Origin of the sequence: Paracoccus denitrificans, from assembly GCF_900100045.1 — a bacterium.
Taxonomy (GTDB): domain Bacteria; phylum Pseudomonadota; class Alphaproteobacteria; order Rhodobacterales; family Rhodobacteraceae; genus Paracoccus; species Paracoccus denitrificans.
On sequence record NZ_FNEA01000007.1, the window covers coordinates 82,083 to 105,647 of the forward strand.

The 23,565-nt window shown below is 67.6% G+C and carries 29 protein-coding genes and 2 riboswitches; of the genes, 12 read left to right on the forward strand and 17 right to left on the reverse strand.

Translation table 11 applies throughout. From position 1 onward, the window contains the following. Positions 1-3 precede the first annotated feature (3 nt). Positions 4-1,038 carry a cobalamin biosynthesis protein CobW gene (gene cobW, locus BLT64_RS07640; protein ID WP_011748811.1) on the reverse strand — a complete coding sequence of 345 codons (1,035 nt, stop codon included), beginning with the start codon at positions 1,036-1,038 and terminating at the stop codon, positions 4-6. A gap of 3 nt (positions 1,039-1,041) precedes the next feature. Continuing rightward, on the reverse strand, positions 1,042-1,395 hold the full coding sequence (locus BLT64_RS07645; RefSeq protein ID WP_011748810.1) for a DUF1636 family protein: 354 nt from the start codon (positions 1,393-1,395) through the stop codon (positions 1,042-1,044). A gap of 77 nt (positions 1,396-1,472) precedes the next feature. After that, a riboswitch (cobalamin riboswitch) is annotated at positions 1,473-1,673 on the reverse strand. Between the two features lie 37 nt (positions 1,674-1,710). On the opposite strand from BLT64_RS07645, the gene cobO reads away from it, so the two are divergent. Continuing rightward, complete coding sequence (gene cobO / locus BLT64_RS07650; protein WP_011748809.1) at positions 1,711-2,322, forward strand: cob(I)yrinic acid a,c-diamide adenosyltransferase; 612 nt, start codon at positions 1,711-1,713, stop codon at positions 2,320-2,322. A gap of 4 nt (positions 2,323-2,326) precedes the next feature. Further along, positions 2,327-2,743 (forward strand): DUF1801 domain-containing protein, encoded by a 417-nt coding sequence (locus tag BLT64_RS07655; protein ID WP_011748808.1) that lies wholly within the window; start codon positions 2,327-2,329, stop codon positions 2,741-2,743. Between the two features lie 3 nt (positions 2,744-2,746). Here BLT64_RS07655 and bluB read toward each other — a convergent pair whose 3' ends face one another. From bluB to leuD, 6 genes are all read right to left on the reverse strand, one after another. Next, positions 2,747-3,370 carry a 5,6-dimethylbenzimidazole synthase gene (gene bluB, locus BLT64_RS07660; protein ID WP_011748807.1) on the reverse strand — a complete coding sequence of 208 codons (624 nt, stop codon included), beginning with the start codon at positions 3,368-3,370 and terminating at the stop codon, positions 2,747-2,749. Continuing rightward, complete coding sequence (locus tag BLT64_RS07665; protein WP_011748806.1) at positions 3,370-3,903, reverse strand: hypothetical protein; 534 nt, start codon at positions 3,901-3,903, stop codon at positions 3,370-3,372. The genes bluB and BLT64_RS07665 overlap by 1 nt, the downstream gene beginning before the upstream one ends. A gap of 69 nt (positions 3,904-3,972) precedes the next feature. Then, on the reverse strand, positions 3,973-4,671 hold the full coding sequence (locus tag BLT64_RS07670) for a CbtA family protein (protein ID WP_011748805.1): 699 nt from the start codon (positions 4,669-4,671) through the stop codon (positions 3,973-3,975). A 1-nt stretch (position 4,672) separates the two neighbouring features. Next, positions 4,673-4,849: a CbtB domain-containing protein gene (locus tag BLT64_RS07675; protein WP_011748804.1), complete on the reverse strand. Its 177-nt coding sequence runs from the start codon at positions 4,847-4,849 to the stop codon at positions 4,673-4,675. A 37-nt stretch (positions 4,850-4,886) separates the two neighbouring features. Beyond that, positions 4,887-5,091: riboswitch (cobalamin riboswitch) on the reverse strand. Positions 5,092-5,135: 44 nt separating this feature from the next. Beyond that, positions 5,136-6,188 (reverse strand): endonuclease/exonuclease/phosphatase family protein, encoded by a 1,053-nt coding sequence (locus BLT64_RS07680; RefSeq protein ID WP_011748803.1) that lies wholly within the window; start codon positions 6,186-6,188, stop codon positions 5,136-5,138. Beyond that, positions 6,179-6,784, reverse strand: a complete 606-nt coding sequence (gene leuD / locus BLT64_RS07685; RefSeq protein ID WP_011748802.1) for a 3-isopropylmalate dehydratase small subunit — start codon at positions 6,782-6,784, stop codon at positions 6,179-6,181. Before leuD ends, BLT64_RS07680 begins: the two co-directional genes overlap by 10 nt. A gap of 71 nt (positions 6,785-6,855) precedes the next feature. Between leuD and BLT64_RS07690 the strand changes: the two genes are divergently transcribed. Continuing rightward, positions 6,856-7,461 (forward strand): hypothetical protein, encoded by a 606-nt coding sequence (locus tag BLT64_RS07690; RefSeq protein WP_232290471.1) that lies wholly within the window; start codon positions 6,856-6,858, stop codon positions 7,459-7,461. 17 nt (positions 7,462-7,478) lie between these two features. On the opposite strand, the gene leuC is transcribed toward BLT64_RS07690, so the two are convergent. After that, complete coding sequence (gene leuC / locus BLT64_RS07695) at positions 7,479-8,915, reverse strand: 3-isopropylmalate dehydratase large subunit (RefSeq protein ID WP_011748800.1); 1,437 nt, start codon at positions 8,913-8,915, stop codon at positions 7,479-7,481. A 295-nt stretch (positions 8,916-9,210) separates the two neighbouring features. On the opposite strand from leuC, the gene BLT64_RS07700 reads away from it, so the two are divergent. The 4 genes from BLT64_RS07700 to BLT64_RS07715 all read left to right on the forward strand — a co-directional run bounded on the left by BLT64_RS07700 (position 9,211) and on the right by BLT64_RS07715 (position 11,086). Then, positions 9,211-9,444 (forward strand): hypothetical protein, encoded by a 234-nt coding sequence (locus tag BLT64_RS07700; RefSeq protein ID WP_011748799.1) that lies wholly within the window; start codon positions 9,211-9,213, stop codon positions 9,442-9,444. A 132-nt stretch (positions 9,445-9,576) separates the two neighbouring features. Beyond that, positions 9,577-9,975 (forward strand): ribosome silencing factor, encoded by a 399-nt coding sequence (gene rsfS, locus BLT64_RS07705; RefSeq protein ID WP_086000147.1) that lies wholly within the window; start codon positions 9,577-9,579, stop codon positions 9,973-9,975. A 3-nt stretch (positions 9,976-9,978) separates the two neighbouring features. Further along, positions 9,979-10,446, forward strand: coding sequence for a 23S rRNA (pseudouridine(1915)-N(3))-methyltransferase RlmH (rlmH, locus tag BLT64_RS07710; protein ID WP_011748797.1), 468 nt, complete (start codon positions 9,979-9,981; stop codon positions 10,444-10,446). A 112-nt stretch (positions 10,447-10,558) separates the two neighbouring features. After that, on the forward strand, positions 10,559-11,086 hold the full coding sequence (locus BLT64_RS07715; RefSeq protein WP_011748796.1) for a hypothetical protein: 528 nt from the start codon (positions 10,559-10,561) through the stop codon (positions 11,084-11,086). Positions 11,087-11,304: 218 nt separating this feature from the next. Here the strand turns inward: BLT64_RS07715 and BLT64_RS07720 are convergent, their stop codons facing one another. After that, on the reverse strand, positions 11,305-12,132 hold the full coding sequence (locus BLT64_RS07720) for an LOG family protein (protein WP_041529973.1): 828 nt from the start codon (positions 12,130-12,132) through the stop codon (positions 11,305-11,307). Between the two features lie 92 nt (positions 12,133-12,224). Here BLT64_RS07720 and dapD point away from each other — a divergent pair, with 92 nt between their 5' ends. Both dapD and BLT64_RS07730 read left to right on the forward strand, forming a co-directional pair. Then, positions 12,225-13,049, forward strand: a complete 825-nt coding sequence (dapD, locus tag BLT64_RS07725; RefSeq protein ID WP_011748794.1) for a 2,3,4,5-tetrahydropyridine-2,6-dicarboxylate N-succinyltransferase — start codon at positions 12,225-12,227, stop codon at positions 13,047-13,049. Positions 13,050-13,153: 104 nt separating this feature from the next. Continuing rightward, positions 13,154-13,405, forward strand: a complete 252-nt coding sequence (locus tag BLT64_RS07730; protein WP_011748793.1) for a GlsB/YeaQ/YmgE family stress response membrane protein — start codon at positions 13,154-13,156, stop codon at positions 13,403-13,405. A 44-nt stretch (positions 13,406-13,449) separates the two neighbouring features. Here the strand turns inward: BLT64_RS07730 and BLT64_RS07735 are convergent, their stop codons facing one another. After that, positions 13,450-13,920, reverse strand: a complete 471-nt coding sequence (locus BLT64_RS07735; RefSeq protein ID WP_011748792.1) for a YbaK/EbsC family protein — start codon at positions 13,918-13,920, stop codon at positions 13,450-13,452. Between the two features lie 56 nt (positions 13,921-13,976). Here BLT64_RS07735 and BLT64_RS07740 point away from each other — a divergent pair, with 56 nt between their 5' ends. Further along, positions 13,977-14,294, forward strand: coding sequence for a DUF8846 family protein (locus tag BLT64_RS07740; protein WP_011748791.1), 318 nt, complete (start codon positions 13,977-13,979; stop codon positions 14,292-14,294). Between the two features lie 88 nt (positions 14,295-14,382). After that, positions 14,383-15,636, forward strand: coding sequence for a lytic murein transglycosylase (locus BLT64_RS07745; protein WP_011748790.1), 1,254 nt, complete (start codon positions 14,383-14,385; stop codon positions 15,634-15,636). A 90-nt stretch (positions 15,637-15,726) separates the two neighbouring features. On the opposite strand, the gene BLT64_RS07750 is transcribed toward BLT64_RS07745, so the two are convergent. The 6 genes from BLT64_RS07750 to BLT64_RS07775 form a co-directional block, all read right to left on the reverse strand. Next, positions 15,727-16,218 (reverse strand): RNA pyrophosphohydrolase, encoded by a 492-nt coding sequence (locus tag BLT64_RS07750; RefSeq protein WP_011748789.1) that lies wholly within the window; start codon positions 16,216-16,218, stop codon positions 15,727-15,729. Further along, positions 16,215-17,630: a S41 family peptidase gene (locus BLT64_RS07755; protein WP_011748788.1), complete on the reverse strand. Its 1,416-nt coding sequence runs from the start codon at positions 17,628-17,630 to the stop codon at positions 16,215-16,217. The genes BLT64_RS07750 and BLT64_RS07755 overlap by 4 nt, the downstream gene beginning before the upstream one ends. Then, positions 17,627-18,862, reverse strand: a complete 1,236-nt coding sequence (locus tag BLT64_RS07760) for a murein hydrolase activator EnvC family protein (protein WP_011748787.1) — start codon at positions 18,860-18,862, stop codon at positions 17,627-17,629. The genes BLT64_RS07755 and BLT64_RS07760 overlap by 4 nt, the downstream gene beginning before the upstream one ends. Then, the gene (gene gpmI, locus BLT64_RS07765; RefSeq protein WP_011748786.1) at positions 18,859-20,382 is read right to left on the reverse strand and encodes a 2,3-bisphosphoglycerate-independent phosphoglycerate mutase; all 1,524 of its coding nucleotides are present in this window, start codon (positions 20,380-20,382) and stop codon (positions 18,859-18,861) included. The genes BLT64_RS07760 and gpmI overlap by 4 nt, the downstream gene beginning before the upstream one ends. A 218-nt stretch (positions 20,383-20,600) precedes the next feature. Continuing rightward, complete coding sequence (gene rlmN / locus BLT64_RS07770; protein ID WP_011748785.1) at positions 20,601-21,776, reverse strand: dual-specificity RNA methyltransferase RlmN; 1,176 nt, start codon at positions 21,774-21,776, stop codon at positions 20,601-20,603. 105 nt (positions 21,777-21,881) lie between these two features. After that, positions 21,882-22,409 carry an invasion associated locus B family protein gene (locus BLT64_RS07775; RefSeq protein WP_011748784.1) on the reverse strand — a complete coding sequence of 176 codons (528 nt, stop codon included), beginning with the start codon at positions 22,407-22,409 and terminating at the stop codon, positions 21,882-21,884. A 151-nt stretch (positions 22,410-22,560) separates the two neighbouring features. Between BLT64_RS07775 and BLT64_RS07780 the strand changes: the two genes are divergently transcribed. Beyond that, positions 22,561-23,547, forward strand: a complete 987-nt coding sequence (locus BLT64_RS07780; RefSeq protein WP_011748783.1) for an asparaginase — start codon at positions 22,561-22,563, stop codon at positions 23,545-23,547. The last annotated feature ends 18 nt before the right edge of the window (positions 23,548-23,565 follow it).

The following is a 23,565-nucleotide window of genomic DNA, read 5'->3' on the forward strand; positions in this document are numbered from 1 at the left end:
GGCTTACGCGGCCAGGACCGCCCGGATCGCGGCCTCGTCGATGTCGTCATGCTCGGCGATCACCACGAGGCGCGAGGCGCGGGGGCCGTCGCCCCAGGGCCGGTCGTATTGATGGCGCACCCGTTCGCCCACCGCCTGCACCAACAGGCGCATGGGCTTGCCGGCGACGGCGACATGGCCCTTGACGCGCAGGATGTTCTGCTCGCGCGCCAGCCGCTCGATGCGGGCGGCAAGGTCGCTGGGATCGGCGATCTCGGCCAGTTCGATCACCACCGAGTCGAAATCGTCATGCTCGTGATCGTCGGCGCCGTCGTGATGGCTGGGGCGGGCGGCAAGGTCGTCCTCGGCCGCCGCACCCAGGCCCAGGATCACGCGCGGGTCGATCACCCCATCGGTCAGCGGCAGGATCGGCAGCTTGCGCGGGGCCTCGGCCTCGATCACCGCGCGAGCGGCGGCCAGCCCGTTCTCGCCGGCCAGGTCGGCCTTGGACAGCAGCACGATGTCGGCGCAGGCGATCTGGTCCTCGAAGACCTCGGAAAGCGGCGTCTCGTGGTCCAGGCTGGGATCAGTTGCGCGCTGCGCCTCGACGGCGGCCTCGTCGGGGGCGAAGCGGCCGGCGGCCACGGCCTCGGCATCGGCCAGCGCGATCACCCCGTCCACGGTGATGCGCGAGCGGATCGCCGGCCAGTCGAAGGCCTTCAGCAGCGGCTTGGGCAGCGCAAGGCCCGAGGTCTCGATCAGGATGTGATCGGGCTTGACGGGCATCGCCATCAGCCGCTCCAGCGTCGGGATGAAATCGTCGGCGACGGTGCAGCAGATGCAGCCGTTCGACAGCTCCATGATGTTCTCGGCCGGGCAGTTCTCGTCGGCGCAGGACTTCAGGATCTCGCCATCGACGCCCATGGTCCCGAATTCATTGACCAGCACCGCCAGCCGCTTGCCCTGCGGCTGCGACATCAGGTGACGGATCAGCGTGGTCTTGCCGGCGCCGAGAAAGCCGGTGATGACGGTCACGGGGGTCTTGGTCAGGTCGCTCATCTCTCATCCAATCGGGGGAATGCGCGCGAGGCTGCGCTTGCGGAAAATCGTGACGCGCTCGCGCCAGGGCACGATGCCGTCGGGGGCCTGGGCGTAAGCCGCGGCGCCGGCCAGGATCTCGGGGGCGTCCCCGGCCTCCATCCGGCCATAGACATAGGTCCAGCGGCCCGGCGCCGACAGCGCGATGGCGGCGCCGTTGGCGCAGGCGGACAGGCATTCGACCGGGACGATGCGCACGCCCTCGGGTGGGCCTTCGGCGGTCAGTGCGTCGTGCAGCCGCGCGCCGGGCACGGGCTCGCCCTCGGGGACGGGCTGGCCGGCGCGGCAGGTGATGCAGACATGCAGCGTGACTGTCATGCGCCCTTCATCCGTTATGGCGGCAGGGCGCAGGGGCGCGAATGCCCCAAGCCCCAGCGGGAACACCCCGTCCGCCGGTCAATCCTTCTGCACCGGCAGGTCTCCCGGCTTGCGGATTCGGGCCTGGGCCCACGGCCGCCCCGCCTTCCCGGCTTTCGCCAGTGGCAGAGGGGCGACCTTTCCGGTCACGGTCGCGGGGGCGGCTGCTTTCAGGCGGTTGCCTGTCGCATTCCCTCTTAGCCTGTCATAGGACAGGAACCAGCGCCCCATGTCTGTGCGCGCCCGGTCCCGACTTGTCAAGCGAAGGAGTGCCCGATGCAGACCGACGACAATACCCGCCACGCCGAGAAGATGGCCCGGATCAAGGCCGCCCGCGACAGGATGATGCAGGAAAAGCAGGGCGAAAAGGGCCTGGTCATCGTCCATACCGGCAAGGGCAAGGGCAAGTCCTCGTCGGGCTTCGGCATGATCCTGCGCTGCATCGCCCATGGCATGCCCTGCGCGGTGGTCCAGTTCATCAAGGGCGCGTGGGATACCGGCGAGCGGCGGTTGCTGACCACGCATTTCGGCGAGCTGTGCCAGTTTCATGCCATGGGCGAGGGCTTTACATGGGAAACCCAGGACCGCGAGCGCGACATCGCCGCCGCCCGCGCCGGCTGGGAAAAGGCCAAGGAGTTGATCCGCGATCCCTCGATCCGCATGGTGCTGCTGGACGAGATCAACATCGCACTGCGCTATGACTACCTGGACCTAGACGAGGTGCTGGCCTTCCTGCGCGACGAAAAGCCGCCGATGACCCATGTCGTGCTGACCGGGCGCAACGCCAAGCCGGAACTTATCGCGCTGGCCGATCTTGTGACCGAGATGGAGCAGGTCAAGCACCCGTTCCGCGACGGGATCAAGGCCCAGCCGGGCGTGGAGTTCTAGGAGCATGGAGAAATCGCCGGACAAGCCGAAGCTGCTTTCGGGCGGCAATCCGCAGATCCCCAAGGGCTATGGCGAGGCGCCGGTCCGCGCCTATATCGCCGCCATGCCGGGCTGGAAGCAGGGGATCGGCCGGAAACTGGACGAGATCATCACCCGCGCCGTGCCGGGGGTGAAGAAGGCGGTGAAATGGAACTCGCCCCTTTACGGGGTCGAGGAGGGGCACTGGTTCCTCAGCTTCCATTGCATGACGAAATACATCAAGGTCGGCTTCTTTCGCGGCACGCAGCTTGAACCGATGCCGCCGGTCGCCTCGAAGCAGCCGGATGTGCGCTATCTGCATATCCCCGAGGGACCGTTCGACGAGAAACAATTCGCCGACTGGGTCAGGCAGGCCAGCCGCCTGCCGGGCGAGAAGATGTAGCGCTCAGCGCCGCTGCCAGTCCCGCGCGATGTTTTCCTGCCAGCCGGTGCGGTGCAGCAGCGGCGTGTCGTCGGCGAACTCGGGCCAGCCGAGGCAGATGAGTGCCGAGAATTCCCAGTCCTGCGGCGCTTGCAGCAGCGCCGTGATCCGCGCGGGGTCGAGGATCGAGATCATGCCAAGGCCCAGGTTGCGCACCCGCGCCGCCAGCCACAGCGCATGGATCGCCATGGCCGTCGACTGCCGCAGGGTCTGCGGCATGGTGGCGCGGCCCAGGCCGTGGCCCTCGGACGGGTCGATCCGGGTAAAGACGGCCAGCCAGACAGGTGCATGGTCCAGGCCGGCGAGCTTCAGCGCATCGTATTCCTGCCGCTGCCGGCCCTGATAGCGGCCTGCGGCCTGGGCATTGCAGCGCAGGAAATCGGCGCGGATCTCGGCCCGCAGGGCCGGACTTTCGACCCGGATCACCTGCCAGGGCCGGGCATTGCCGACCGAGGGCGACAGTTCCATCGCCGCGTGCAATTCGTCCAGCAGCGGCTCGGGGACCGGGTCGTCGCGGAAATGCCGCACGTCGCGGCGCCATCGCAGGATGCGCTCCAGTGCGGCTCGGTCCTCAGCACCGAACTCCATCACGGCGCCGCGCAGATGGCGCTGTCGGGCAGGCCCTCGGCCCCGGCGCGGATGCCGATGGGGCGGTCGGGCACGGTCAGCTCGACGGCGAGCGGCCGGCCGGCGACGGTTAGCGGGCGGTGGTCGTTCGAGTTCAATTCGACCCGCAGCCGGTCGCCGGGCGCGAGCATGTCGAGGTGATGGGCCGGGCCGTAAAGCCGGGCGATCTTTGTGCCGTTGCGATAGAGATGCGCATGGCCCTCGCCGCTGCGATCGGCCAGCCCGGCATGTTCGGGGGCAAAGCAGAAGCCCTGCGCCTCGACGAACAGGTTCCAGCCTGCGGTGCTGTCGGGCTCCAGCCGGGCCGAGGCGGTGGCGCTGCCGGCGGGCAGGTCGATGGGAGGGCCGTGGTCATGCGCCGCGGCCTGCACGCCATGGCCATGCGCGCCATGATCGTGGCCGTCCAGCGTGATGCCGTTGGCGGCGGCGATGACAAAGCCCATGCCACCGCCGAAGATCAGGCCGATCAGCAGCATCGGGATCGAGCGATCCATGTCTTTTCCCCGTTTCATGGAAAGGCCGGGCGCGGAATGCACGCCCGGCCGTAAGGGTTTCGGCCCGGATCAGGCGGCTTGCGGAACCGGCGCGCTTTGGCTTTCGCGCTGCCAGAACCAGCCGGCCAGCAGGCCCAGAAGCACCCAGGCCATGGCGCCGGCACCCAGCGCGCGGCCGGCGAACTCGGCCGAAAGCTCGGGCGGGACCGGGCCGGCATAGCTGTCGGGCTGTGGTGCGCCGATCACATGCGGCGCCAGGAGCAGCACGACCGCCACGCCCCAGGCCGCCCAGCCCTTGCCAAAGGCGATCAGCCACAGCGCAAGCCCGGTGGCCAGCGCCGTGCCCAGCCACCAGATGGCGCGGACCTGCACATCGGCGGCGGCGACGCCCGGCACCTCGGGGGCAAGACCGAAGGCGGGGGCAAGCTGCATGGTCAGGTAGCCGGCAAGCCCCCAAAGCAACCCCTGCCGCGCGGTGACCGCATTGCCCTGCGATTCGGAAACCGCCATCAGCGCCACCAGCATCAGCCCGTAGCCGGCATAGACCATCATGGTGAACAGGACCGAAAGCATGTTGCGGGTCCATTCGAACGGCCCCGGATCCTGATGCGCGCTGACGGTTTCGGCACCGAAATGCGCCAGTTGGCCGGATTCGTACAGCTCGGCATGCAGCAGCACGGGCTGCACGAACCAAAGCTGCAACAGGGCGGCAATCAGCCCCGTTACAGCGCCAGCGATCAATCCGCTGGTCAGAATGCGCGAGAACATGTCAGTGGCAGGGGAAGCCGGTCGCGTGACGCACGTCATGGGCGGCGTCATGCAGGGTCTCGGCCTGCACCAGCCCGGACATGAAGATCAGCCCGAAGCCGATGGCGAATGCGGCCACGGCAGGAAACAGCACCGAGGCGCGGCTGGCGCCGGCGGCGGTCATGGGTTTTGCGGTCATCTGCGACCCTTTCCTTTGGTCGTCCAACCCGACGACATTGCGGTTTCACGCATCGGCAGGTCTCCTGGCTCGCGGGTCACGGCTGACGCCCGCCTTCCCGGCCGGATGGCCAGTGGCACGATGGGCGTCCGCTCTCCGCCTACAGTCGCGGGGGCGGCTGCGGATTTGGTCCCCAAGACGCCGGAGACGGCACCGCATTCCCTTTTGGCCCCGAAAGGGGCACCGATACACGCATATGTTACCCGCGATGTCGTGCGGGCAGCAAGCGGAATCGGGGGGCGGAGACCTAGGGGGCGGGCGGCCAGTCCAGGTCGACCCAGACCAGCCGATGCGCCGAAGCCGCCAGCGCTGCCTCGGCCAGCGGTCCGTCGGCCGGCCAGAGCACGCCCGAGCCCAGCACCTTCAGCCCCTTGGCCGGCAGGACGTAATCGACGCGCAGGTTGCCCGGCGGCTTGTCGTCCGGCCAGTCGCCGGTATCCAGCGCCGGATCGCCCTTGTGGCCGTCGTTGACGCCGCCCCTTGCCGCCGCGCCGCCGGGGCTGCGGGGCAGGGGGTCTGTGACATGCGCCATGATCCGGGCCAGTGCCTCGGGCCGGCCCTCGCTGTCCATGGGATCGAGGTTCAGGTTGCCGGCCAGCACGAAGGGGCCGTCGGGCAGGTGATGCAGCCAGAAGGCCAGTTCGTCATGGTTGCGCCGGCCGTTCAGGTCCTCGGGCCCGTCGAAGACCGGCGGCGTCGCGGACATGCCCAGCAGATGCAGCGGCCGATCCGCGACCGTGATCACCGCGTCCCAATGCGCGGTCGAGGACAGGCGGCGGATCGCCACGACATCCTCGGGCAGTGGCGGCATCAGGTGGCCGGGCAGGTCGCGCCACAGGAAATCCGTGTGATCCGTCACCGGCCCGATGGGGTGGCGCGACAGGATCGCCATGCCGCCCTGGCCCGAGAATGTGCCGAAGCCCTGCGCATCGTCGGCCGTGCCCAGCCGCCCGTCGGCGTTCAGGTCCAGCCCGGTCGCCATGCCGGAATTGGGCCGGGCGGCGAAACGGTGCGGATAGTCCAGCCCGGCCTCGGCCAGCCTTGCGGCAAAGGCGTCCAGCGCGCGACCCTCGTAATCCCAGTCGAATTTGGTCAGCAGCAGGATGTCGGGCCGGGTCTCGGCGACGACCCGGATCGCCGCCTCGATCTGCGCGTCCTTGCGGCCGAGGTCGCGCAACAAAAGCCCCGGCCCGTCGCGCGACAGGTCGGGGCTGTAGGTGGCGATCCGCAGGGGATCGGCATGGGCGGCAAGGCCAAGGGCGGCAAGCAGCGCCGCCCCGGCAAGCGCCCTTACACCCAAGGCCGGCTCTGGGCCATCTGCGCCTCATAGGTGTCGATGGCGCCTGCCTTCTCCATGGTCAGGCCGATATCGTCCAGACCGTTCAGCAGGCAGTGGCGGCGGAACGGGTCCAGCTCGAAGGGGAAGCTCTGCCCGTCCGAGGTGGTCACGGTCAGGTTTTCCAGATCGACGGTCATGCGGGCGTTGGCGCCCTTCTTCGCGTCCTCCATCAGCACGTCCACGACCTCTTGCGGCATGACGATGGGCAGGATGCCGTTCTTGAAGCAGTTGTTGTAGAAGATGTCGGCGAAGCTGGTGGAGATCACGCAGCGGATGCCGAAATCCAGCAGGGCCCAGGGCGCGTGCTCGCGCGACGAACCGCAGCCGAAGTTGTCGCCGGCGACGATGATCTGCGATTCCCGGTAGGCCGGCTGGTTCAGCACGAAATCGGGGATCTCGGAGCCGTCGGGATTGTAGCGCATCTCGTCGAACAGGTTCTTGCCCAGACCCGAGCGATGGATCGTCTTCAGGAACTGTTTCGGGATGATCATGTCGGTGTCGATGTTGACCAGCGGCATGGGTGCCGCGATTCCGGTCAGTGTGGTGAACTTGTCCATGTCTTGATCCTCGCAGAATTGACTTGGGGCGCTTGCGCCCGTTAACCGAGACCCCAGCGGCGCCTTGCGCCATGGCCATGCGGGTCTTGCTGATGCTTTTCGGGTTTTCGAGCTTCGCCGCCCTGCGCGCCTGCATCGCGCGCGACTGGACGCCGCAGATCGGCGACCCCGAGATCACCGGCTGGCTGACGGTGCTCTCGTATCTTGTCTGCCTGTTCCTGGCGGTAAAGGTGCTGCACTGCCGTCCGGCCGGCGCGGCGCGCGGGCTGTGGCTGGCGATCGCCGGGCTGATGGCCTTTCTGGCGCTGAACAAGCAACTGGACCTGCAAACCGCGCTGATCGTCACCGGGCGCTGCATGGCCCGGGCGCAAGGCTGGTATGACAAGCGTCAGCTGGTGCAACTGGCCTTCATCGCCGGGATGGTGCTGGGCATGGTGATCGCGCTGTCCTGGACGACGAAGGCCCTGCGCGGGCACAGGCGCCGCAACGGCCTTGCCCTGCTGGGGCTGGTCGTGCTTTGCGGTTTCGTGCTGGTGCGCGCGGTGAGTTTTCATCATGTGGACAGGCTCATCAACGCCGAATTCGCGAACATCAAGTACAACTTCTGGTTCGAGAATGCCGGGCTGCTGCTGATCGCGATCAACGCCTTGCTGCTGCTGCGGCGGCGGGGCCGCTGAGGACCCCGCCCCAAGCATCAGACGGTTTCCGCCAGCAACTCGCGCACGTCGGTCAGGTGGCCCTTGATGCCCGCAGCCGCCGCCATCACCGGCGACATCAGATGCGTGCGGCCGCCACGGCCCATCCGCCCCTCGAAATTGCGGTTCGAGGTCGCGGCGCAGCGTTCGCCCGGTGCCAGCTGGTCGGGGTTCATGCCCAGGCACATCGAGCAGCCGGCCAGGCGCCATTCGAAGCCCGCGTCGATGAAGATATTGTCCAGACCCTCTTCCTCGGCCTGCATGCGCACGAGGCCCGAGCCGGGCACGACCATGCCGCGCACGCCCGGCGCCAGCTTGTGGCCCTTGAGGATCCCGGCAGCGGCGCGCAGGTCCTCGATCCGGCCGTTGGTGCAGGACCCGATGAAGACCGCGTCGATCCTGATCTCGTTCAGCGGCGTGCCGGGCTTCAGCCCCATGTAGTCCAGGCTGCGGCGCGCGGCCTCGACCTTGCCGCCCTCGAAATCCTCGGGGGCGGGAACCTTGCCGGTGATCGGCAGCACGTCCTCGGGCGAGGTGCCCCAGGTCACCACCGGGGCGATGTCCTCGCCGCGGATGGTGACGACCTTGTCCCAATGCGCGCCCTCGTCGCTGAACAGCGTCTTCCACCAGGCCTGCGCGGCCTCCCATGCGGCGCCCTTCGGGGCGTGGGGGCGGCCCTTGACGTATTCGAAGGTCTTTTCGTCGGGGGCGATCAGGCCGGCGCGGGCGCCGCCCTCGATCGCCATGTTGCAGACGGTCATGCGGCCTTCCATCGACAGGTCGCGGATCGCCTCGCCGCAATATTCGATGACATAGCCGGTGCCGCCGGCGGTGCCGGTCGCGCCGATCACCGACAGGGTGATGTCCTTGGCGGTCACGCCCGGGCGCAGCTTGCCGGTGATCTCGACCTTCATGTTCCTGGACTTCTTCTGGATCAGCGTCTGGGTGGCCAGGACGTGTTCCACTTCCGAGGTGCCGATGCCGTGCGCCAATGCGCCGAAGGCGCCATGCGTCGCGGTATGGCTGTCGCCGCAAACCACGGTCATGCCGGGCAGGGTCCAGCCCTGTTCGGGGCCGACGATATGCACTATGCCTTGGCGGATGTCCGACATCGGATAGTAGTTCAGCCCGAATTCACGGGCGTTCTTGTCCAGTTCGGCGACCTGGATGCGGCCCTCGGGGTTCTCGATGCCGTTCACGCGGTCGGGCGTGGTCGGCACGTTGTGGTCCGGCACCGCGATGGTCTGGTCGGGACGGCGCACCTTGCGCCCGGCCATGCGCAGCCCCTCGAATGCCTGGGGCGAAGTCACCTCATGCACCAGGTGACGGTCGATATAGAGGATGCAGGTGCCGTCGTCGGAACGCTCGACCACATGGGCGTCGAAGATCTTGTCGTAGAGGGTGCGGGGCGCGCCCGCGTTCGTGTTGCCGGTCATGGCTGTCTCTTTTCTGGAAGACTAGCTGGGAAAGGGCGGAGGGGGCGCCGCAACATGCGGCAGGGCGCGCGCAGGCGCCCGCTCCCGTCAAAGTCGGGCGGTGACGGACAGGCTTTCGCCGTAGAACCGGCCGGGCAGGCGGGCGCGGTCATGAATGTCGAAATAGACGAATCCTCGCATGCCAGCAGTAATAGGTCGATTTCACGTCATATTCAATATCGTCACACGGCTCTGTTAATTCCAAGTTGAGAAATGGTCCCTATTTTCTGTGCAAGGGACAGGAAAGGGACCGATCATGCTGATTCGCATCATCCTGCGGGCCATCCCGCTGATCTGCGTGGCCGTTTTCGCGCTGGCGGTGCATGTGGCCGACACGCCGCTCAAGCAGGCGCGGCAGATGGCGGGCGTCGAAAGCCGGCATCTGGCCTGGGCCGAGGGGCAGGTCAGATGCGCCGATCCCTGGGGAAATCTGCCGGTTTCCGCCTGTCCGGCGGGGGGTGCGGCCAGAAATCCGCTGCGCCTGCATTGAGCGGGCGCGATTCCGTGCTACATTGATAAGGCCCCTGCGCCGGGGGAGATCGGCGTGATGACCGGAGGATGAACCCTGTCCAATACCGTCTCGCCGGCCTCTGCGCCGGCTGCGACCACCGCGGAATCCGGGCTGACGAGCGATCAGCTACTGGACCGCATTCTTGCCTCTCTTGACGACGACAAGGCCGAAGATGTCGTGACCATCGACCTGCGCGGCCGCTCGGCCATGGCCGATCACATGGTGATCGCCTCGGGCCGGAACGCGCGCCAGGTGGCCTCGATCGCCGAAAAGCTGGTCGAGCGCCTGAAGGAGCAGACCGGCCGCTCGGCCCGGATCGAGGGCAAGGAAACCGGCGATTGGGTGCTGATCGACACCGACGACGTGATCGTCCATGTCTTCCGCCCCGAGGTCCGCGAGTTCTATCAGCTGGAAAAGATGTGGATGCCCGCCGACGCGCTGCGTTCTGCCGCGCTTGACCGGCTGCGCGCCGAACATGCGGCCGACCAGCCCGGCTCGCCCCGCAACTGATCCATGCGCATGGTCATTGCCGCGGTCGGGCGGCTGCGGCAGGGCCCCGAGGCGAAGCTGATCGCCGATTATCTGGACCGCCACGCCAAGGCGGGCCGCGCCTTGGGCCTGCCGCCCGTGACGCTGGCCGAGGTCGAGGACAAGCGTGGCGGCGGCATGGTGGCCGAGGCGGCGCTGCTGGCCAGGGCCATTCCCCAGGGCGCCGCGCTGGTGGTGCTGGACGAGCGCGGCCAGATGCTCAGCTCACCCGAATTCGCGGCCCGGATCGCCGGCTGGCGCGATCAGGCGCGGGATGTCGCCTTCGTGATCGGCGGCGCGGACGGCATCGACCCCGGCCTGCGCGACGGGGCCGATCTGGCGATCAGCTTCGGCCGCATGGTCTGGCCGCATATGCTGGTCCGGGTCATGCTGGCCGAACAGATCTATCGCGCCACCACCATCCTGGCCGGCAACCCCTATCATCGGGAATGACAAGCCATTAAATTTATTAAAATTTTAAGGAAAAATCCGGCGCGGGAGCGGTGAAATCCGCCCGGCATCCGCTATGATGGGCGCATCCAGATCGCGAGTCGCCGGGTGCGCCATGATTCCAGTCGTTCACCATATCCATAGCCGGACCGGCCCCGCGGCCACCTATGCGGCACAAGAGGTCGAGGTCGTCGGTCCCACCCTTGCCCGCGCCCGGCCCGAGGTGCCTCCGGTCGGGCAGGCAGACGCGGTCGACAAGGACATGCAGCTTGGCCGCGAGGGCGTCGACCATTCGCGGCGGGCAGAATCTCCCCCAACGCCGGAGCGGGAGGGCATGCCGGGAACGGCCAGCAACCCCGATGGTCCGCAGGATCGCGCCGTGTTTCGCGCCCGGGTGATCAGGTTCCTTACCGCGATCTATGGCGAGGACGAAGCGTTCCAGCGCGCGCTGAAGCTGGGAACCATCGTGATTCAAGCGGTCGAGGACCAGCCCGAACCCGAGATGCGGCCCGAACTGTCATATGCAACCTATCGCCACGGCGCCGCCCAGGCGCAGCAGGCCATGGCGGCAACGGATCGGCAGGGCGGTGACCAGCCCTCGAATATCGTCGCGGGCGATTTCATCGCCTGGTGGCCGAAATGACCCGGTCAAATATGTGCTCGGCGCCGATGACAGGGTTGCCGGGGCCGATGGAACGCCCTTGGCCAGCCTGCCCGGCCGTGGCCGGGGTTCCGAAAAGGCGATGGCCGGAAAAAGCATCCGCAAAACACCGCCGCGCATGGGCAGAGCGGGGAATGGCTGGGGCCGGAGCTTCGTCCAGAGCCGCCTCGCCCCGCTCACCAGAACCGCGCCCGCCCCGCTCAGGGGCAGGGTACGACCCAATTGTCGATGATCTCGACCGCCTCGTCGGCGCTTTCGACGAAGCTGATCAGCTCCAGATCTTCGGGGCTGATCGTGCCGGCCTCGGCCAGCGCCTCCCAGTTGATGACCTTGTGCCAGAATTCCGGCCCGAACAGGATGAAGGGGATGCGCCTCATGCGGCCGGTCTGGATCAGGGTCAGCGCCTCGAACATCTCGTCCATGGTGCCGAAGCCGCCCGGAAAGACCGTAACCGCCTTGGCCCGCATCAGGAAATGCATCTTGCGAATGGCGAAATAGTGGAAATTGAAGCACAGGTCCGGCGTCACATAGGCATTCGGCGTCTGTTCATGCGGCAGCACGATGGACAGGCCGATCGAGGCGCCCCCGGCTTCGTGCGCGCCCAGGTTGCCGGCCTCCATCACCCCCGGACCGCCGCCGGTGCAGATCACATCCTCGGCGCCATAGCTTTTCAGGCTGCGTTCGGTCATCAGCCGGGCAAAGCGCCGGGCCTCGTCATAGTAATGCGACAGGGCGGCCAGCGCCGGCGTGCGCGCGCCCTCGCGCCGGTCGGGCGAGGGGATGCGGGCGCCGCCGAACATCACCACGGTCGAGCGGATGCCGCGCGCATCCATGATCATCTGCGGCTTCAGCAGTTCGAGCTGCAACCGCACCGGGCGCAGTTCCTCGCGCAGCAGGAATTCGGAATCGGTAAAGGCCAGCCGATAGGCCGGCGCGCGCGTCTGGGCCGTGTCGGGGATGGTCCGCGCCGCCTCCACGTCCTGATGGCTGTCGCGAAACGGGTGGCTGCGCTCGTCAAGTTCCGTCATCCGATCCTCTGGCAGAAACCGCCGCATTGCGCGGCCGCACCCCTCGGCTTATAGCCCTTGGGCAAGAGTTTCCACCCGAGAGAGGCCAGACCATGTCGAATGACGCCCTTGAAGCCGCCATCGAATCCGCCTGGGAGATCCGCGACCAGATCACCCCCGCCACCAGGGGCGAGGTGCGCGATGCCGTCGAGGCCACGCTGGAGGCGCTGGACAAGGGTGTGCTGCGCGTCGCCGAAAAGCGCGGCAGCGACTGGCATGTGAACCAATGGGCGAAAAAGGCCGTGCTGCTGGGCTTTCGCCTCAAGGACATGGAGGTCCACATGGGCGGGCCGCAAGGCGGCACCTGGTGGGACAAGGTGGACAGCAAGTTCGCCCATTGGGGCGAGGCGCAATGGCAGGCCGCCGGCTTTCGTGCCGTGCCGAACTGCGTCGTGCGCCGCTCGGCCTATATCGCCAAGGGCGTGGTGCTGATGCCCAGCTTCGTGAACCTGGGCGCCTATGTCGACGAGGGCACCATGGTCGATACCTGGGCCACCGTCGGCTCTTGCGCGCAGATCGGCAAGAACGTGCACCTGTCGGGCGGCGTCGGCATCGGCGGCGTGCTGGAGCCGATGCAGGCCGGCCCGACCATCATCGAGGACAATTGCTTCATCGGCGCCCGTTCCGAGGTGGTCGAGGGCTGCATCGTGCGCGAGGGCTCGGTCCTGGGCATGGGCGTCTTCATCGGCAAATCGACCAAGATCGTGGACCGCGAGACCGGCGAGGTCATGTATGGCGAGGTTCCGGCGGGTTCGGTGGTCGTCGCCGGCTCGATGCCCTCGAAGAACGGTGTGAACCTGTATTGTGCGGTGATCGTCAAGCGCGTCGATGCGCAGACCCGTTCCAAGACCTCGATCAACGAGCTTTTGCGCGACTGAACCGTTGCATGGCCGCATCAGCGCAGCTGGGCGTGATGCGGCCGTGAACCGAAGGCGCGTTTGCGCGTTCACCCCGCATGTCGTCTTGCAATCGGAGGGTTCACATGCAGGGTTTGGGTTGGCTGGCCGCGATCGTCGTCGGCGGGTTGGCGGGCTGGATCGCCAGCAGCATCATGAAGGCCGATACGGGGATTTTCCTCAACGTCATCCTCGGCATCGTCGGTGCGGTGGTCGGCAATGCGCTTCTGGGCCTCGTCGGGCTGAATGCGCAGGCGGGCAGTTGGCTGGCGCAGGGCGTGGCCGGGCTGATCGGCGCGGTGGTGCTGATCTGGCTTTACCGGGCAGTGGCAGGATAGCGAAGCCGGGGCGGGTTTTCCCGCCCCTTTTGCCGCCCGGCGGTTCAGGCGGTGAAATCCGCCTGGCGGGCGCCGGTAATGCGAATCAGATCGCTGGGCGCGATGGCAAAGACATGGCGCGGGGTGCCTGCCGCCGCCCAGACCGTGTCGAATTCCAGCAGGCGTGGGTCCAGCCAGGCCTCGATCGGGCGCAGATGCCCGACCGGCGCGACGCCACCGATGGCAAAGCCGGTCTCGGCCCGGATCAGGTCCGCATCGGCCTTGCCCAGCCGCTGCCCCGCCACCCCGGTCGCCTTGGCCGGATCGACGCGATTGCCGCCCGCGGTCAGGAACAGCACGACATGGCCGGATTCCTCGCCGCGAAAGATGATCGACTTGGCGATCTGGTCGACCGCGCAGCCGACCGCCGCCGCTGCGCCCTCGGCGGTGCGCGCGCTGTCGTCGGTCTCGCGGATCAGTGCGGCGAGGCCCGCGGCCTCCAGCGCCGATTGCACGCGGCGCAAGCTCTTGCTCATTGTCACCTCCGTCCGTTTCGGGCGATATGACGCCAAATCGCGGCGAAGGGAAAGCCATGCAACAGGTCTATACGCTTCTGGTCGAAGTCGGCCGCGCGGCCGATGACGGCCTGCCCCAGGGCGCTACCGGCGCGGCGCTGGTCTGCTATGCCTCGGGCAAGGACGAGGAAGAGGCGGTGCGCGAAACCGTCGCCATCCTGAAGCAGGCCGGCCTTGCGCCCATCGAGGTCACCGGCCATGGCAGCATCGACGAGCGGCTGGCCGAGGGCCACGAGATCCCCGAGGAAGAGCGCGCCCTGATGGACCGCGCGCTGGAGGAGAACGCGGTGATCGTTGCCCAGATGGAGCCGCTTTACGGTGATGAGGACGGCTGATCCGCCCCTATCCAGCCGCGCCATGCTGGGCTAGACTGGCTGCAACCAGAACAAAAGCCCAAAACGAGCAACGGAACGGACAGGCAGAATGACCAGACGCATTTCCCGCATCGCGACCTCGGCCGTGCTGACCATCGCCCTGGCAGGCTGCGGCGTGTCGCTGAACCACACGCCGGGCACCGTCGGCGGCGGCAATTTCGGCGGATTGCCCACGGCGGGCGGGCAGGGCTCCGAGGCGGGCTTCCAGAACTGGGTGCAAAGCTTCCGCCCGCGCGCGCTGGCGGCCGGTGTCTCGCCCGGCACGTTCGACAGCGCCATGGCCGGGGCGCACTACCAGCCCAGCATCGTCGCGCTGGACCGCAAGCAAAGCGAATTCACCAAGCCGATCTGGGAATATCTCGACGGTGCCATCGGCACGCGCGGGGCAACCGGCCGTGCCAAGGCCGCGCAATATGCCGGCACGCTCTCGGCCATCGAGGCGCGCTACGGCGTCCCGCGCGAGATCGTGCTGGCGGTCTGGGGCATGGAATCGAATTTTGGCGCCAATCGCGGCAACACCCGGATCGTGCCGGCGCTGGCGACGCTGGCCTATGACGGTCGCCGCGGCGAATTCTTTGCCGGCGAGCTGGTGGCGGCGCTGCGCATCATCCAGTCCGGCGATGTGGACAGCGCCCATATGGTCGGCAGTTGGGCCGGGGCCATGGGGCATACGCAATTCATGCCGTCGTCCTTCCTCAGCCATGCCGTGGACTTCAACGGCGACGGCCGTCGCGACATCTGGTCGAACGATCCGACCGATGCACTGGCCTCGACCGCCAGCTACCTGCGCCAGAACGGCTGGCGCCCCGGCCAGCCCTGGGGAGCCGAGGTGATCCTGCCGCCGGGCTTCGACTTCAACCGGTCCGGCAAGTCGGTGCAGCATTCAGGCAGCCAATGGGCGGCGATGGGGGTGCGCACGGTCAGCGGCGCGCCGGTGCCCTCGGGCTCCATCCTGGCCCCGGCGGGGGCGCGGGGTCCGGCCTTTCTCATCACCGACAACTTCCGCGCCATCCTGAAATACAACGCCTCCGACAGCTATGCCCTGGCCGTCGCCTATCTGGGCGAGGCCATCGCCGGCCGCCGCGGCATCCAGGGCAACTGGCCGCGCGGCGACCGCACGCTGTCGAACAACGAAAAGGCCGAGATCCAGCGCCTGCTGATGGCGCGCGGCTTCGATACCGGCGGGGTGGACGGCAAGCTGGGCGGCCAATCGACCGAGGCGATCCGGGCCTTCCAGCGCTCGCGCGGCGTGACGCCCGACGGCTATGCCGATACCCGCCTGCTGGCCATGCTGCGCGGCTAAGACAAGGGGGCGGCCCGATAGCCGCGCCGCCTCTCTTTCCGTTTTCCAAATACCCATTCCGCCCGTGCCACAAGGCGCGGCGTCGGCCGTTCAGGCCAGGATCTCGCGGAAATCGCTCAGAACCCGGGCATAGACATCGCGCTTGAAGGGCACGATGCCGTCGATCAGATCCGCCGCCCGCATCCATTGCCAACGCTCGAATTCCGGGTGCTCGGTGGCGATCCGCACTGCCGAATCCTCGCCCAGGAAGCGCATGGCGAACCATTTCTGCTTCTGGCCGCCATAGCGTCCCTTCCAGACCTTGCCCAGCAGTTCCGGCGGCAGGTCATAGGTCACCCAGCCGGGCGTCTCGGCCAGCACATCGACCAGGTCGGGGGTGACGCCGGTCTCCTCGACCAGTTCGCGCAGGGCCGCCTCGCGCGGGCTTTCGCCCCGGTCGATGCCGCCTTGCGGCATCTGCCAAGCCGGGCCGGGATTGTCGATGCGCTGCCCGGCAAAGACCAGCCCCACCGGGTTGATCAGCACCACCCCGGCGCAAGGCCGGTAAGGCAGGCCCGAGGGGCCCAGCAGATCCGCGCTCATTCCGCCTGCGCCCCCTGGGCCGCGTCCTCGCCGGTATTGGCGGGTTTCGCGGCCTCCGGCACCGCCTGGGCGTGGTAATCCACCGCCGCCAGGCCCTTGAGGATGTCCACGGCATAGGCCAGCTGATAATCCTCTTCGCGCAGCTTGGCGGTGGCCTCGACCTGCTTGGCCTCCTCCTCGATCTGCTTGCGCTCTTCGTCGCTGATCGAATCGTTGTTCAGCGCGCCGCGCAGATCGGCCTCGGAGTTCAGGAATTTCGATTCGGTCCGGGGCTTGCCGGCCTCGTCCTCTTCCTGCGGTTTCGGCGTGGGCTGCTCGACGATGATGTCGGGCTGGATGCCCAGAGACTGGATCGAGCGGCCCGAGGGCGTGTAATAGCGCGCCGTGGTCAGCCGGATGGCGCTGTCGGAGGTGACCGGCATCACCGTCTGGACCGAGCCCTTGCCGAAGCTCTTGGTGCCGACGACGATGGCGCGGCGGTGGTCCTGCAACGCGCCGGTGACGATCTCGGATGCCGAGGCAGAACCGCCGTTGATCAGCACCACCATCGGCTTGCCCTGCGCCAGATCGCCGGTCTTGGCGTTCCAGCGTTCGCTTTCCTCGGGCTTGCGGCCGCGGGTCGAGACGATCTCGCCCTTGTCGAGGAAGGCATCCGACACCTCGATGGCCTGGTTCAACAGCCCGCCCGGGTTGTTGCGCAGGTCCACCACGAAGCCCGTCACCTTGTCGATGCCGCCCGCGTCCTTGATCGCCTTGGCCATCTCGGTATTCAGCGTCTGCATGGTTTCGTCGTTGAAGGTGGAGATCCGCAGCACCACGGCATGACCCTCGATCCGGGTCTTGACCACGGTCAGCTTGATCGTGTCGCGGGTGATGGTCAGGTCGAAGGGCTCCTTCTCGCCCTCGCGCAGGATGGTGATCTTGATTTCCGAGCCGACCGGGCCGCGCATCTTCTCGACCGCTTCGTCCAGCGTCAGGCCCATCAGCGATTCGCCGTTCACATGGGTGATGTAGTCGCCGGCCTTCACGCCGGCCTCGGCGGCGGGCGTGTCGTCGATGGGCGAGATCACCTTGACCAGCCCGTCCTCTTGCCCGACCTCGATCCCCAGCCCGCCGAAGCTGCCGCGGGTCTGGGTCTGCATGTCGTCGTAATCCTTGGCCGACAGGAACGAGCTGTGCGGGTCAAGCGAGGTCAGCATGCCGTTGATCGCCGCCTCGATCAGCTTCTTGTCGTCCACCTGCTCGACGTAATCGGCGCGCACGCGCTCGAACACGTTGCCGAACAGGTCCAGCTGTTCGTAGACCGAGGCGTTCTTGCCCGTTTCCTGCGCGACCAAGGGGCCGGCGAATTGGGTGGCGACGGTGATGCCCGCAAGCGTGCCGATCGCCCCTGCCAGAAGATAATGTTTCATTCAGTTCCGTCCTGCCCGGTTGCGTTGCGGCCTGTCCCGTCCGTGGCCTCTCCGACAATGGGATTCATCACGAACCATTCTGCCGGGTCCAGTGTTTCCTTGCCCTTGCGGAGTTCAACATAGAGTGTCTCGGTCTGTCCAGCACCGCCTCCGGCTGCGGCATTGGCGACGAACTCGGCGCCGAACTCCTGCGCAGGCGGCTCCTGCCCGCCCATCAGCCCGACCGGCTCGCCCAGGGCCAGCACGTCGCCCGTCTCGCCGAAGACCTGCGCCAGTCCGGCAAATATCATCAGATACCCGCGCGCGGGCTCAACGATCATCACATTGCCGTAATCGAGCAGCGGGCCGCGATAGCGGATCGTCGCCGGCCAGGGCGTGGTGACCAGTGCGGCGGGCGAGGTGGCGATCACCATTCCCGGCCGGCGCACCCCCGCGGCATCGGGTTCGTCATAGCGGCGCAGCACGCGGCCCAGCACCGGCAGCGCCAGGCTGCCCTGCGCGCCCTCGAAATCGGCCATGGGCGGGCCGACATCCTGCTCCATGCCGACGATGCCCGAGGCAAAGGCGTCCAGCGTGTCGGCCGATTGCACCAGCGCGGTCAACTCCTTCGGGTCTTCGCCGAAACGCACCGGCAGGCTGGAGCGGTCGGTCACCGCCGAGGCCAGCAGGCGCCGCGCCTCCTGCACCTGGTCCAGCCCCTGCGCCAGCGTATTCGCCGCGCTCAGCTGGATCGCGCGCACGGTGCGGATCTCCTCCAGCTTCTGCTGCATCTCCCGCGCCTCGGTATCGAGCCCCGGCGCGACCGAGGACAGGATCATCCCCGCCCGGGCCGAGGATTCCGGTCCCGAGGGATGCAGGAGCAACATGGTCTCGGGCGATTTCTGCATCGAGGTCATCACCCCCAGCACCCGGCCCAGCCGCTCGCGCCGGGCGTCGAATTCGGCGCGGATCTCCTGCTCGCGGATGCCGGCGCGGCGCAGCCCTTCGCGCAGCGCCGCCATGCCCTGTTCATAGGCACGGATCATCCGGGTCAGCGAGGCGACCTGATCGTCCTCGGTCAGCGCCTCGTCCAGCTGGCCCACCGCCTCGCGCAGCATGTCGGCGGCCCTGGCAGCCTCCTGCGCGGCCTGGCCCAGCGACGAATCGTCCTGCGCGGGCGCTGCCGGCTGGGCCGGGGCCATCGAGCCGATGGCAAAGGCCACCAGCACCGGCAGGAGCAGCCTGTGTTTCATGCGCGCCCGATCAGCGAGGTGCCGGTCATTTCGGGCGGCAGGTCCAGCCCCATCAGGTCCAGCACCGTCGGCGCCACATCGGCCAGCCGGCCGTTGCGCAGCTTGGCACCCTCGGGCCCGCCGAAGACGATCACCGGCACCGGGTTGGTGGTGTGGGCGGTATGCGGCCCGCCGGTCTCGGGGTCGATGGTGGTTTCGCAATTGCCGTGATCGGCGATGACCACCGCGGCGCCGCCGGCCTTTTCCAACGCCTCCAGCATCATGCCCAGCCCCTTGTCCACCGCCTCGCAGGCGCGGATGGCGGCGGGCAGGCTGCCGGTATGCCCGACCATGTCGGGGTTGGCATAGTTCACCACGATCAGGTCGTAGCCCGCCTCGATGGCCTCGACCAGTTTTGCGCTGACCTCGGGCGCGGCCATCTCCGGCGCCAAGTCATAGGTTGCGACCTTGGGGCTGGCCGGCATGAAGCGATCCTCGCCCTCTTCCGGGGTCTCCTTGCCGCCGTTCAGGAAGAAGGTGACATGCGGGTATTTCTCGGTCTCGGCCAGGCGGAACTGGCGCAGGCCCCTGGCGGCGACCCAGGCGCCCAGCGTGTTGACCACCTGCCGCTTGGGATAGGCGGCCTGCATGTATTCGTCATGGCTGGTCGAGTAATCGACCATGCCCAGAAGCGCCGCCCATTCCGGCCGCCTGCCGGTGTCGAAGGCAGAGAAATCCGGCTGGCCGATGGCGGCCAGGATCTCGCGCGCGCGGTCGGCGCGGAAATTGAGGCAGAAGAAGCCGTCGCCATCCTTCGCGCCGGCATAGCCCTCGACCACGGTGGGCTGGATGAACTCGTCGGTCTCGCCGCGGGCATAGGCGTCGGCCACCGCCTGCGCCGCATCCGGGGCGGGCAGCCCTTCGGCGCGAACCATGGCGGCATAGGCGCGGGCGACGCGCTCCCAGCGGTTGTCGCGGTCCATGGCGTAATAGCGGCCGACGACGGTGCCGATACGCGCGGCCTCGGGCAATTCGCCCAGAAGTTCGGTGACGAAGCCCATCGCCGATTGCGGCGGCACGTCGCGACCGTCGGTGACGACATGGATCACCACCGGCACGCCTTTGTCGGTCACCGCACGCGCGGCGGCGATGACATGCTGGATATGGCCATGCACGCCCCCGTCCGAGACGACGCCCATCAGATGCGCCGTGCCGCCGCTGGCCTTGAGCTTGCGGATGAACTCGCCCAGTGCGGCGTTCTCGTAAAAGCTGCCGTCCTCGATGGCCAGGTCGATCTGGCCCAGGTCCATGGCCACGACGCGGCCGGCGCCGATATTGGTGTGGCCGACCTCGGAATTGCCCATCTGGCCCTTGGGCAATCCGACATCCGGGCCGAAGGTCACCAGCGTTCCATGCGGGCAGCCGCGCATCAGGCGGTCGAAATTCGGCGTCCTGGCCTGGTCGGGCGCGCTCTGCTCGGGGCGCGAGGAAATGCCCCAGCCATCGAGGATGCAAAGGACGACGGGTTTCGGGCGGGTCATGCGGCACCTCTTTCGCGGGTCGCGACGCTTCTACGACTGCGGGGCGCGCGGGGCAAGGTCGCCACGGGTTCTGGCGGATTCGTGAAGGCGCAGCGTGCCGATTGTGGCGCCGTTGCATGAGTATTTGTGGAACGAAGAAGCTTCATTCGGCGCGCGTCCACGCTTCTTCGTTCTTCAAATACTCATGCGACCAAGCCGCAAGCACCTGCAGAAAAGCCTCAGGCGCGGGCCTCGGCGGCGATCTGGGCGGCGGTCTTGCGGCCGCGCTCGGTCGCGGATTTCAGCTGGCCGCAGGCGGCCATGATGTCCTCGCCGCGCGGGGTGCGGATGGGCGAGGCATAGCCGGCCTTGTGGACGATGTCGGCGAAAGCCTCGATCCGCTCCCAGCCGGAGCGGCGATAGGGCGAGCCGGGCCATTCGTTGAAGGGGATCAGGTTCACCTTGGCTGGGATGCCGCGGATCAGCCGGACCAGCCGCCGCGCATCCTCGTCGCTGTCGTTCACCCCGTCCAGCATGACATATTCAAAGGTGATGCGTTCCGAGTTCGACAGGCGCGGATATTCGCGCAGCGCATTGAGCAGCGTCTCGATGTTCCACTTGCGGTTCACCGGAACCAGCTTGTCGCGGGTCTCGTCGGTGGTGGCGTGGAAGCTGACGGCCAGAAGGCAGCCGATCTCCTCGGCGGTCTTGGCGATCTCGGGGACGATGCCGCTGGTCGACAGCGTGATGCGGCGGCGCGACAGGCTGATGCCCTCGCCGTCCATCACCACCTTCATCGCGTCGCGGACATTGTCGAAATTGTAGAGCGGCTCGCCCATGCCCATCAGCACCACGTTCGAGACCAGTCGCGTCTCGTCCTTGGGCGCGCCGGGCTTGGGCCATTCGCCCAGGTCGTCGCGGGCGACCATGACCTGGCCGACGATCTCGCCCGCCGTCAGGTTGCGCACCAGCTTCTGCGTGCCGGTGTGGCAGAACGAGCAGGTCAGCGTGCAACCCACCTGGGACGAGATGCAAAGCGTGCCGCGGTTCTCCTCGGGGATATAGACGGTCTCGACCTCGTGCCCGCCGCTGATGCGCAGCAGGTATTTGCGGGTGCCGTCGGCGCTGATCTGGCGGGTGACGATCTCGGGCAGCGCGATCTCGAAGTTTTCCGCCAGCAGGGCGCGATAGTCCTTGGCCAGGTTGGTCATCTGCGCGAAATCGCGCACGCCCCAGTGATAGATCCATTGCCAGATCTGGCCCACACGCATCCTGGCCTGCCTTTCCGGCGTGCCGGCCTGGATCAGTGCCTCGTGCAACTGCTCGCGGGTCAGGCCGACGAGGTTCCTGCCTGCCGTCTCGGGCAGCTTGCGCGGGATGGTCAGCAGGTCCTGGGTGATCGGGGCGGCGTTCATGGCTGGATGTCCGGGCGAGGGGGCAATGGGCCTATATAGGGCAAGACGGCCCAAAAGAAAACAGGGGCTCGCGCCCCTGTTCGTATCGGTTCCGGCAGGTGCGGCCTATTTGCAGGCGGCCTGCGCCTTGTTGGTCGCGGCGGTGATGCCGGACAGGCTGAAGGTGTCTTTGGTCACCGTGCCCCGTGCCGAGCGGCCGGTGATCACGGCCGAAGAGCCCGCGCGCAGCGCCGAGACCAGCTTGGCGTCGTCGGCCGGCGAGCCGGTCCAGGCGCTTTCGCCCTCGGTGAACAGCTTGAAGACGTTGCCGCCGATATTCACCTCGACCGCCGAATCCGGGGCGAAGGGATAGCCGCCCGAGAACGAGACCTCGCCCGACTGGCCGGGGCGATAGGCGACATAAAGCCGGATGTCGCCGCGCGTCACCTCCTTGGGCTTGCCGCTCGCGTCAAGGTTCTGGGTGGATTTCGGTGCCGACACGGCCCAGCATTCCTTGGGGCTGTTCGCCGAGAAGACGGTCCAGTCGCCCTCGGTCCCGACTACATTCGTCGAGTCCTGGGCCAGGACCGGCGAAGACGCGGCGATCGCGAGTGCGGCGGCTGCCGCTGCGGCGCGCGGCGCGAATTTCAACATGCTCTGGCCTCCTGCCATGGTCCGGTTTGTTCCGGCTTGTTGCCGATGACGGTGGTGTTTTCAACCATCTGGCGGCAAGATAATGCGAAAAGGAAGCCGTGAAAAACCCCCGTTCGCGGAAAATCGCGCGATTGTCAGAGGAAAAGCGACCATGACCGCAGCCAGACTCATCGAATTGTGGCGTGGCGGCATGCGCGAGAGCACCCATCTGGGCCATGTGGTGATTTCGGATGCGAACGGCATCGTCGAGGCCTGGGGCGATCCGGGTGCGGTGATCTATCCGCGCTCGTCCTGCAAGATGGTGCAGGCGCTGCCGCTGGTCGAGAGCGGCGCGGCCGATGCGGCGGGGCTGGGAAGCGAGCATCTGGCGCTGGCCTGCGCCAGCCATAACGGCGCCCGCATCCATACCGAGCGGGTCGCGGCCTGGCTGTCCGGCCTGGGGCTGGATGAGGAGGACCTGCGCTGCGGCGCGCATATGCCCAACGACCCGGCCGAGCGCAAGCGGCTGACCTGTTCGGACGAAAACCCCTGCCAGATCCACAACAACTGCTCGGGCAAGCATGCCGGCTTCCTGACGCTCAAGCGGCACATGAAGGCCGGCCCGGAATATGTCGAGATCGATCATCCCGTGCAGCGCGCCGTGCGCCGCGCCTTCGAGGAGGTGACCGGCGAGACCGCCACCGGCTGGGGCATCGACGGTTGCTCGGCGCCGAATTTCGCCTGCACGATCGAGGGGCTGTCCCATGCCATGGCCGGCTTCGCCCAGCCGGGGGCCGGGGTGCGAGGCCGCGCGCAGCGGCGCCTGGTCGAGGCGATGCTGGCCCATCCCGACCTGGTCGCCGGCGAAGGGCGGGCCTGCACCGAGCTGATGCGCGCCATGAAGGGTCGCGCCGCGGTCAAGACCGGGGCCGAGGCGGTCTTTGTCGGCATCGTTCCCGAGCGGGGGCTGGGGATCGCGCTGAAGGTCGCGGATGGCGGCACGCGCGGTGCCGAAGCGGCGATCACCGCGCTGATGGTGCATCTGGGGCTGCTGGAGGAAGGCCATCCGGTGGTGCAGAAATACCTGACCGGACCCTTGCGCAACTGGCGCGGGCTGGCCACGGGCGAGCTGCGCCGCGCCGGGGGTTTTCCAAGCTGAGACCCCGGCCGTTGCGGC